Here is a 6,437-nt window from a genome sequence, read left to right on the forward strand (position 1 = left end):
TGGATCGAACGGTTCGACTACAAGGAGGCCGGACCCCAGCTCTTGATGCAGTCGTTCCTGCAGCGCATCGTCAACAGCGGCGGGCGCATCGACCGAGAGTACGGGCTAGGACGTCGCCGCACCGATCTGTTGGTCCAGTGGCCTCTGGATGAGGCTCAGGGCTTCCATGGCCCAGTCCAACGGGCAGTCATCGAGCTCAAGATCCTGCACAAATCCCTGGAGGCAACGATCAAAGAGGGCCTGGCCCAGACCGCCGATTATATGGACCGGGCCGGCACCGACGAGGGTTATTTGGTCATTTTCGACCGCACCCCGGAGATGCCCTGGGAAGAAAAGGTCTTGGTCAGGCAAGCGCGGTCTGGGGAGCACCGGATCGGGGTGTGGGGGATGTAAGGGGATTTCCGTTCGGATGACGTCATTTCCGCCAGTGCGACAGATCCCGCCCCAGGAGCTCTTCCAACTCCCGCACGTGCGGATCATAGTGTGTGACGAGCCACTGCCGGGTTGCGGGGTCCATCTTGGGCTTCGATCCGATTACCGACTCCAGGTACCGCATGCGTGGGACAAGCCACCGGGGCACTAGCTCGTTGATCCCTAGGCGACGGGCGAGCCTGACGACCGGGAACATCTGCCGGGTGGGTCCTGGATTCATCGGCAACAGCTCACCCAATGGAGCGGCTGGATCCACCTCCAGGAACTTCCAGAGCTCCCGCACGACCGTAGCGGCATCTCGACGCAGATCATCGAACAGCACGACCTTGAGCTGTGATGCCGGGAAGAGCGCGAGATAGCATTTCAACTGCCGGGCATAGTAACCGCGATCAAGGTAGGTCCGGATCGAGTGCGGTCTCAGATCCGGGGAAGAAAGCAGGCCCTTCCACCGACGAGCTCCCGCCTCGCCCTCGAAGACGTTACCGACATAGAGATTTTTGAGGTTGGCTCGGATGGCCGCGGGGAAGGATAGTCTTTCGTACCCGTCGCACCGATACATCCACCACTGAGACAGGGCGCGATCGACCGGGTTGCGCAGAATCACGATCAACCGGGCATCGGGCACGCTAGCACGGATCCGTCGGGCGACGAACGGGAGAAATAGTTTGACCGGGTGGGCTTCACCCACGGCGGTCTCACCGTTCCAGTGTGCATAGTAGGTCGTCCAATAGTATTCCAAACCCTTTTCGTATTCCGCATGGAAGAAGTGAGGTTCCTTGGGCCGTGACAGGCATACATCGGGATGCTGCCCCAGGTACTCGTAGAGCGCAGTGGTTCCGCACTTGGTTGCGCCGAGAATCAAGAAATTCGGTCTGTTCATTAGAGTTGTACCTGTTGTCTTTACTATTCACCGTTTGCTATCATAGCAATTAATCCATAATTAAACATTTGTGTCAGGTCCCGTATGATCGTATACCAAGAAAGAGTTATCCATCTGTTGCAAGCGAGAGCGGTGCTAGAGCTAATCGCCGGGGAGGCAGCGAAAACAGGGAAGGTCTGAACGATTACCACAACAGTTCCTCAACCAATTGAAATCTAATGATCCTATTCATATGAATCAGTGTATCCATCATCTGCTTGATATATGGGCCAGGCAAAGTCCCGATGCCATTGCCATTGAAGCCCCTAATCGTATTCCGCTCACGTATCGTCGTTTGCGTAGTCAGATTGATGATGTAGTGAAAACACTGAACGCAATGGACCTGGGCCGCAATGATCGTATCGCGATTGTGCTTCCGAATGGGCCGGAGATGGCTGTGGCGTTTCTAGCTGTAGCTGCCGGTGCGACCAGCGTACCACTCAATCCAGCTTATCGCGATAGCGAATTCGGTTTTTATCTCTCTGATCTGGGAGCCAAAGCGTTGATGATTCATTCCGAAATAGACGCACCGGCGAGGACCGTAGCCCGAGCGCTTGGTATCCCTATCATCGAATTGATACCGGTGCTAACAGAGGGCGCCGGTATCTTCACGCTGACAGGTAATGAACATTCGTACTCCGTTGGTAATGATTTCGCACAGCCCGACGATGTGGCGTTAGTGCTGCATACTTCCGGCACAACTTCACGTCCAAAAATCGTTCCACTGACACAAATCAATCTTTGCGTATCGGCCCACAACATTAAAGTTGCCCTTGAGCTAGTCGACAGTGATCGCTGCATCAATGTGATGCCGCTTTTTCATATTCATGGACTCATTGGTGCAATTCTTTCGTCGCTGTTTGCGGGAGCAAGTGTTGTTTGCGCTCCGGGTTTCTACGCATCCAAATTCTTTGCATGGTTAGAAGAGTTTCGTCCGACATGGTACACAGCGGTTCCCACCATGCATCAGGCAATCCTGGAGTGCGCTTCATCTAATCACGATGTCGTTGAACATTGTCCCCTCCGATTTATCCGTTCCTCATCTTCTCCTTTGCCGCCGAAGATAATGGTGGAGTTGGAAAATATTTTCAAGGTACCAGTGATTGAGTCCTATGGGATGACGGAGGCATCTCATCAGATGACCAGCAACCCGTTGCCGCCTCGTAAGCGTAAACCTGGTTCAGTTGGTATGGCAGCGGGACCGGAGGTTACCATCGTGAACGAGGCAGGCGACTTGCTGTCACCAGGTGAAATCGGAGAGACCATTATCCGTGGTGCGAATGTTACGCGGGGTTATGAAAACAATCCGGCCGCAAACAAGAGTGCCTTCACTAATGGCTGGTTCCGGACAGGTGATCAGGGTTATTTAGATACTGATGGCTACCTTTTTATCACCGGCCGTATCAAGGAAATCATCAATCGTGGTGGTGAAAAAATAACGCCGCGTGAAGTCGATGAAGCACTCATGGATCATCCTGCTGTGGGACAAGCTGTTACTTTCGCTGTTCCCCATGCTACGCTTGGAGAGGATGTGGCGGCAGCCGTTGTGTTGCGGGAGGGTGCTTCTGCCACGGAAAAGGAGATTCGTGAGTTTGCCTTTACTCGGCTAGCTGATTATAAAATTCCGAGTCGAATATTGATTGTGGGTGAAATACCAAAGGGTCCTACGGGAAAACTGCAACGTATTGGTTTGGCTGAGAAGCTCGCTGCAAAACTAAAACCAGAATACATAGCACCTGGAAATCAGATTGAAAATACTCTTGCGAGGATATGGGCCGAGATTCTGGACATTGAGCAGGTGGGAATAAACGACAATTTTTTCGCATTGGGTGGAGAGTCTCTTTCAGCGGCCCGGGTTCTTTCTCGGATACGCACGGATTTCCAGGTGGAGTTGCCTCTACGTTGCTTGTTTGAATTCCCTACCATAGCTGGACTCGCTCAGCACATCGAAACGGAGCAGGAGAGAAATTTCCGAACCTGTCAAGCCGGATCAAGGGGTTGGTCTTCTCTGATACCTATTCAGTCTAGTGGTTCAAAGAAACCGTTTTTTCTGATACCTGGTGGGGGAGGGGGAGAAGATGAATTCATGATTTATGCCAAGTTATTGTACCTTGTAGGTCAGAATCAACCTATTTATGGGTTCCGGGCTCGCGGCTTGGATGGACAACAGGCTCCTCACACTGAAGTTGAAGCCATGGCAGCCGACTATGTCAAAGAAATACGAGCGGTTCAACCCAAGGGACCTTATCTTCTTGGTGGCGAATGTACAGGGGGAGTTGTTGCCTTTGAAATGGCCCAGCAGTTGCAGGCACAGGGTCACAAGGTTGCCCTATTAGCATTGATGAATACCGGGTGTCCAGGCGAGATTCAAGGTTCAACCTATCTTGTCCATAAGGTCTACGGATTTCTGCAACTAAGCAGAATCCGTTATCATTGGTGGAAACTTTCACAGTTCGAACCGAAAGAGCAGTTGTTCTATATTTTTGACATAGTAAGCAAAGCTATGAGGATAATATCCTCCGTGTTTCGGGATAATAGCCATGCTCGGCATATCGAATACGTTCGGCGTGAATATCCGAAAACCATAAGTCGTTACAGACCGATACCTTATTCAGGTCGAGTCGCTTTATTGGTCAGTGAGGATCATTATGATAAGAGGCCAACCATGGGTTGGGATAATTTAGTTGCCGGAGGTTTGAAAATCCATAAGCTAGCGGGCAATCGCTATTCTTATCTTGGCGAGCATGTCCGGACTACGGCAAAACAGTTAAGAGTGTGCCTGGATGAAGCACATAAGATGTAGCCGCTCGGGATTGCTCCAAGATATATGGGGGTCTTTTATGATTAAGGGGATAGCTAACAGAGCTTTTGGATGGCCACAACACACGACTAAGGGAGCCATAAACATGTTTATGGCTTACAGAAAAAGAATGAATATCTTGTGTTTCACCGACCTGAGATTGCCAAAATACCTCCCTTGCTTGCGCTTTCGGTGTTTTGCGGACATGCAAAATGGGTCATGAGCCCCTCACGTTCACCGCTGATAGAATGGCGCGCATTGTCATGTTCCGTATCATAGTCGCTAAGTGTGTATAAAATTTAGTCAAACAGTCTCTTACGATGCTTAACCTATTCCAACCGACTCTGGGAGCAGAGGAACTCGAAGCTGTAAGGAGGGTTTTTAAATCGAACTGGGTTGGTAAAGGGGGTATAACCGACCAGTTTGAAAGCAACTTCGCTCACTACATAGGAGTGGAAAGAAATTTGATTCGGAGTGTGAGTTGTTGCACGGAAGGTTTATTTCAGTCCATGGTACTGCTCGGGATAGGGCCAGGTGATGAGGTCATTTTGCCATCCATAAGTTTCGTGGGTGCGGCAAACGCTGTAGCATCGAGTGGCGCTAAGCCTGTCTTTTGCGATGTTGATAAGCGGACGCTTAACACAACGGCAAAACTCATCGAGGAGATGATTACTGAAAAAACAAAGGCTGTCATCATTCTTCACTATGGCGGTGTACCGTGTCGTATAGATGAGATATGTGAACTTGTTAATCAGAGAAGAATTGCCCTGATTGAAGATGTTGCCGGCAGCGTTGCATCCCGATACGAAGGTAAAGCCTGTGGCACCTTCGGTCATATTGGGTTATGGTCGTTTGATGCTATGAAGATCCTGGTTGCCGGTGATGGTGGTATGATCTACTGTAGAACTGCAGAGATGGCACAAGATGCCGAAGAGTTACTTCATCTCGGCCTGCTGACAAAGAGCGGTTTTAAGAGTAGCGCAACTACAAGGTGGTGGGAATTTGAAGTTTCCAGCTATGGCAGACGAGCCACTATGAATGATATTGCTTCGGCCATCGGACTTGAGCAGTTAAAGAAACTGCCCGGTTTTGTTACCCGTCGCAAGCAAATTCATGAGTATTACGATCAGGCATTCTCCGCGTATTCCTGGTTGCAACTTCCCCCTGAGCGGCCCGCGCACATGGAATCTTCGTATTATTTCTATTGGATCCAGGTGCGATCTGATATTCGTGATAAGTTGGCTATCTATTTACGAGAAAGGGACATCTACACAACCTTTCGTTACTACCCTTTACATTGGGTGAAATTTTATGGTGCTCAAATAAGCTTACCAAATACCGAGGAGGCCGCCGAAGCAACGCTTTGTATCCCCATCCACCAATCGCTTTCAAATGAAGATTTAGACAGAGTCATTAAATGTGTTTCTGATTTTGGAAAGGGTATCTGAAATTGACTTATATATTCATATTTCTCGGCGAGTTCGGTTTTGAATTATTCAATTGGCAGGGTGTCATCCGAAAATTCTCCAGGACGATTTCTCCCTCCGACAAAATCATCTGCTGCAGTCGAGGAAATCTTTATCCAATATATGAGATGGCCGAGGCTTACATTGACATCGCGGAAGTGGATATCTTCAAGCAAAGTCGAGCAACATGGTATTGGGCCTCACCAAATCGAACGGTTAGTATGAATTTTATAAGAACCTGGATCTTTGACCGTCGGCTGAGGGCAGAGGTAACATCATTCGTTCTCAATCGCCTGAGGGCGACAGATCAACTTAAAAATGGTGAGTCATTTCAGTTTGTCTTTAGCTCCGGAAAATTAGATCTGAATGGGTGTTCTTTTGGCGTAACTCGATACGGTTTCTTTATCGATGCATTGGCTGCTGTCTATGATGGCTTGAAATCTAAATTCCCTGCGTTCGTCGACGAGATCGACAAGCTGAGACGGGGCCTGCTGGGAAGATTGGAGTGCCTTGATATGAGGAGAGAGCATGACGGAGCATATGGGATGCTGGATATCGAGAACAATATCTATCTGTCAAGTCCCGCCAGATTATAGACACGTTTTTTGAACAGATTGGGTTGTTTTTGGTACCAGCTTTTCATAGCTTGAAGGGGCGGGACGTGGCCCAATGCCTTTTGTGGGATGTGTTGATTATAGACCTGGACGTAGCGTTTGAGGGTGTCGGCCAAGTGCTCGGAGGAGTCGAAGCGGGTGGTGCGCAGCACGTCAGCGATACGGCCATTGAAGCGCTCGATCATGCCGTTAGTCTGCGGGGTTCT

At 49.8% G+C, this 6,437-nt stretch carries 5 protein-coding genes and 1 pseudogene; 4 read left to right on the forward strand and 2 right to left on the reverse strand.

Annotation, left to right across the window (positions count from 1 at the left end):
* Nucleotides 1-393 (forward strand): annotated as a pseudogene (locus tag BQ17_RS02325) (hypothetical protein); the annotation flags it as partial.
* 22 nt (nucleotides 394-415) lie between these two features.
* Here BQ17_RS02325 and BQ17_RS02330 read toward each other — a convergent pair.
* On the reverse strand, nucleotides 416-1,312 hold the full coding sequence (locus BQ17_RS02330) for a sulfotransferase domain-containing protein (RefSeq protein ID WP_089724115.1): 897 nt from the start codon (nucleotides 1,310-1,312) through the stop codon (nucleotides 416-418).
* Nucleotides 1,313-1,544: 232 nt separating this feature from the next.
* Between BQ17_RS02330 and BQ17_RS02335 the strand changes: the two genes are divergently transcribed.
* The 3 genes from BQ17_RS02335 to BQ17_RS02345 all read left to right on the forward strand — a co-directional run bounded on the left by BQ17_RS02335 (nucleotide 1,545) and on the right by BQ17_RS02345 (nucleotide 6,213).
* Entirely contained in the window at nucleotides 1,545-4,154 is a 2,610-nt protein-coding gene (locus tag BQ17_RS02335) for an AMP-binding protein (protein WP_089724116.1), read from the forward strand.
* Between the two features lie 317 nt (nucleotides 4,155-4,471).
* Nucleotides 4,472-5,599 (forward strand): DegT/DnrJ/EryC1/StrS family aminotransferase, encoded by a 1,128-nt coding sequence (locus BQ17_RS02340; RefSeq protein ID WP_089724117.1) that lies wholly within the window; start codon nucleotides 4,472-4,474, stop codon nucleotides 5,597-5,599.
* A gap of 2 nt (nucleotides 5,600-5,601) precedes the next feature.
* On the forward strand, nucleotides 5,602-6,213 hold the full coding sequence (locus tag BQ17_RS02345; protein ID WP_089724118.1) for a hypothetical protein: 612 nt from the start codon (nucleotides 5,602-5,604) through the stop codon (nucleotides 6,211-6,213).
* On the opposite strand, the gene BQ17_RS02350 is transcribed toward BQ17_RS02345, so the two are convergent.
* Nucleotides 6,186-6,437, reverse strand: a 252-nt coding sequence (locus tag BQ17_RS02350; protein ID WP_141699048.1) for an integrase core domain-containing protein, incomplete at its 5' end; no start/stop codon positions are given. The two genes, BQ17_RS02345 and BQ17_RS02350, sit on opposite strands and share 28 nt — an antisense overlap.

The sequence above is a fragment of the Candidatus Thiosymbion oneisti genome (assembly GCF_900092655.1).
Taxonomy (GTDB): Bacteria; Pseudomonadota; Gammaproteobacteria; order Chromatiales; family Chromatiaceae; genus Thiosymbion; species Thiosymbion oneisti.

Bases quoted from the DNA above. Each gene is read 5' to 3' on its own strand.
- BQ17_RS02340 (WP_089724117.1), top strand. From the start codon at position 4,472: ATGCTTAACCTATTCCAACCGACTCTGGGAGCAGAGGAACTCGAAGCT.
- BQ17_RS02335 (WP_089724116.1), top strand. From the start codon at position 1,545: ATGAATCAGTGTATCCATCATCTGCTTGATATATGGGCCAGGCAAAGT.
- BQ17_RS02330 (WP_089724115.1), bottom strand. From the start codon at position 1,312: ATGAACAGACCGAATTTCTTGATTCTCGGCGCAACCAAGTGCGGAACC.